Source organism: Aphanothece microscopica RSMan92 (assembly GCF_046613545.2).
In the GTDB taxonomy this organism is placed as follows: Bacteria; Cyanobacteriota; Cyanobacteriia; order PCC-6307; family Cyanobiaceae; genus NIES-981.
Genome location: NZ_JBKKKY020000514.1, coordinates 1 through 465, shown reverse-complemented (window position 1 = coordinate 465; position 465 = coordinate 1). Strand labels below are relative to the sequence as shown.

Genomic DNA, 465 nt, shown 5'->3' with positions numbered 1-465 from the left:
AAAGCAACCCCTTTTACCTCTAACCCTTACTTTGCATGAGTGTTTACCTGATGGGTATAATGTATATCGTGGCCGGCATAATGCACTTTGTTCAGCCCCGTTTTTTTCTGAAAATTGTTCCTCCTTATTTACCAAACCCGCCCGCACTTGTGCTTATATCAGGTATTGCGGAGGTAGTACTCGGGATCTTGCTTTTTATTCCCGCTTTTCGGATTTGGGCTGCCTGGGGAGTAATTTTACTACTTATTGCGGTTTTCCCCGCCAACCTTTATATGGCATATGATGCTAAATTTGAGAGCATTTCTCCGCTGATTCGTTGGGGCAGGCTACCTATACAGTTGGTCCTGATCTGGTGGGCCTACCAATACACCAAAATTTAGCCATGTTTTTGTGTAAATTTGCAGCCGTTAAAGGATAAATCCCTTTCCCATGCAAACTACAAAACAATTTATACTCGCACCCGAA

At 43.2% G+C, this 465-nt stretch carries 1 protein-coding gene; it reads left to right on the top strand.

What is annotated here, in order from left to right; all coding sequences use genetic code 11:
- Positions 1-35 precede the first annotated feature (35 nt).
- Positions 36-380, top strand: a complete 345-nt coding sequence (locus ACLD7X_RS18815; RefSeq protein ID WP_411425203.1) for a DoxX family protein — start codon at positions 36-38, stop codon at positions 378-380.
- Positions 381-465: the final 85 nt, after the last annotated feature.

Excerpts from the sequence above, each read along its gene's own strand:
- ACLD7X_RS18815 (WP_411425203.1), top strand. The coding sequence starts at position 36 with ATGAGTGTTTACCTGATGGGTATAATGTATATCGTGGCCGGCATAATG.